This window comes from Kitasatospora sp. NPDC059571, from assembly GCF_042735675.1.
GTDB lineage: Bacteria > Actinomycetota > Actinomycetes > Streptomycetales > Streptomycetaceae > Kitasatospora.
The window spans coordinates 4,908-7,466 of sequence record NZ_JBHWBW010000396.1; the positions used below are offsets into that span (position 1 = coordinate 4,908).

Genomic DNA, 2,559 nt, shown 5'->3' on the forward strand with positions numbered 1-2,559 from the left:
ACACCCCCGGCCTCACCTCTTGGCCCGCTCGCAGTACGTATTTCCGCCCCCCGGCCCGCGCTAACCCCCTGCGGGCCGGGGCGCCGCGTCGGTGCGGGTGTCAGCTCTTGCTGATGGTGCAGGTGTACGTGGCGCTGCCCGACCCGCTGTAGGCCTCGACGTCAAGGAAGTACGTGCCGGTGCTGGTGGCCGTCCAACCGAGTGCCTCGGCGACCCCCTTGCCGTTGTTGACCGACCGGGTCAGTGTGCTGCCGCTGGCATTCATGAAGTACACGTCGGCGTCGTACGCGGACGGCACCGTGCAGTTGACGGTGGCGGTCTGGCCGGACGTGAGCGAGAGCCGGTAGTAGTCGCGGTCGGAGGAGCTCTTCATGCTGCCGGTCACGGCGGCAGGATAGGTGAGCGAGGTGATGTCGTTCGCGGCGCTGGTGGTGTCATTGGATTCAACCTCGGCGTAGGCCGAACCGCCGCCGGTACCCGTGACGGTCCAGGTGAGGGTGGCCGAGCCGGACGCGCCGGTGCCGTCGGTCGCGGAGATGCTGACGGTGGAGGTGCCGGGGGTGGTCGGGGTGCCGGTGATGAGTCCGCTGCCGCTGATGGAGAGGCCTGCGGGAAGCCCGCTCGCCGCATAGGTCAGGCTCTGCCCCGAGGCGGAGTCCGATGCCGAGAGCTGAAGGTTGACGGCGGTGCCGGCGGCGGTGGTCTGGTTCCCGGGGTTGGTGACGGTGACGGTGTTGCCGCTGCCGCAGTTGGTGACCGGAGTGCCGGAGTAGAGGTTGGCGTCGGCGACGCCGTTGGTCACGCTCCTGAGGTAGTAGCCGCAGGTGGGCCGGTTCTTGAAATCGAAGGTGCTGCCGTCGGTGAGGTGCCAGATCTTGTAGCCGGAGTACGTGAGCGGGCTGCCCGCGACGGCCTTCTCGGGCTGGTGGTCGCCGAGGACGACGTAGGCGTCGGCGCCGGTCAGGGTGGCCAGGCCGTTCTTGTCCAGGAAGAGGGATCCGCCGCCCTGCTCGATGCCGACGCCCCAGGCCTTGCCCGAGGTGGTCAGGCCGTCCTTGAGCGCCCGGGCGACGAAGGCCATGGTGCGGCCCATCCGGTCACGGGTGACGAAGTGTGAGTCGTCGATGGTGTCACCGTAGTTGGGCCAGGAGAACATGCCGGTGGTGAAGGTGACGGTCCGGTCGTAGGGGTTGGCGAGCGCGGTCGGGGAGTCGGTGCCGCCGCCGCAGGCGTCGTAGACGATCGCACTGTTGATGTGGGTGCCGGCGCTGCCGCCGCCGGAGCCGCCGCCCTTGGCGACCACCGACTGCACCGACGCCTGGAGGGCGGTGCCCTTCCACGACGCGTAGACGCACTGGTTGCCGCCGGCGAAGTAGACGAACTCGGCGTTGCGGACATCGGTGTTGACCTGGCTGTTGTTGCCGTCGGCAGCCGAGGTGACGACGTCGGTGGTGCAGGAGTTGACGCCGCCGAGGCCCATGATGACGTCGCACTCCGGGGTGGCGCTGCCGGAGCTCGGGGCGGAGTCGGCGAGGACGGTGACGTCGATGCTCCCCGTGCCGCCGGTGATGGCGGCGATCGCCTTGCTCATCGTGGCGGGTACCACGGCGCCGTCACCGTTCATGGTGAACGCCGGGCCGTTCCAGCCGGCGCGACTGACGTCCGCAGCGCTGCCGAGCCGTACGCGGGTGACGGAGGCGTGGGCTGGCTGCTGGGACGACACCGCAATGCCCGCGGCAGCGAGCAGGAGCGTTGTGAGGAGCGCAGATGAGCGAGTGAAGGCGAATCTGGGCAGGGTTGAGCGCACGATGCCCTCCTGTCGGGGTGTGGGGGTGTGGCGGCGGGGGCCACCGGACAGGAAGTTACATCAAGGCGAAACTGATCGGAATATGTAACCTGGATACCACCCGGAAGCTTGCCCTGGGCTTGACCATCGCGCCATCCGCGCCCAGCTGGCAGGCGGCCTTGAGGATCGAAGCGCCAGCGGGCCGGCCTACAGGCCGTCAAGGCGCAACAGCGCGGCGCAGCTGTCGTCGGCCATGCCGGCCGGCAGTTCCGAGAAGTGGGCGCCACTCACGGCTGCCGCGCGCAGGAGCAAGGGAGCGGCGGGCGCTCGAACGGCCTCGGGGTGCGCGCCCAATCCCCCCTTCGGCAGTGACCACGATGGGGGATTGTTTGTGCTGCCCCACGTTTCGGAGGCACCACTGCGGTCGGCGGAGAGGAGCAACGTGGCGACGCGGCCCTCGGACAGAGCGGCAGCGACGGCGGGATGACCGTGAACAGCTCGGTCCCGGGCACGGGCGGAGCGGCAGCTCCGCAGATCGCACTCCGGGTGTCCGGTACCGGGTGTGCACGATGCCCGTTCCAGCCGCGGTGCTCGTTGCGGACCCGCGCGGTCAGGACGACATCTCCCGGTAATTGGCGACGCACAGCGCGGGCGAAGGGTGCCATCCGGCGGGCCGCTTTAGAGGAGCTAACACAAAGCTCTGGTGTGGCCATGTCTGCTCGACGGTCCGCTCGTTGGACCATCTGTGGGGAAGCTGAAGGGTCCGCCGTGGG

Annotated in this window: 1 protein-coding gene; it reads right to left on the bottom strand. The window is 69.2% G+C overall.

Annotated elements, in window-relative coordinates:
• Positions 1-100 precede the first annotated feature (100 nt).
• Positions 101-1,807 (bottom strand): putative Ig domain-containing protein, encoded by a 1,707-nt coding sequence (locus ACFV0G_RS30850; RefSeq protein WP_380555146.1) that lies wholly within the window; start codon positions 1,805-1,807, stop codon positions 101-103.
• Positions 1,808-2,559: the final 752 nt, after the last annotated feature.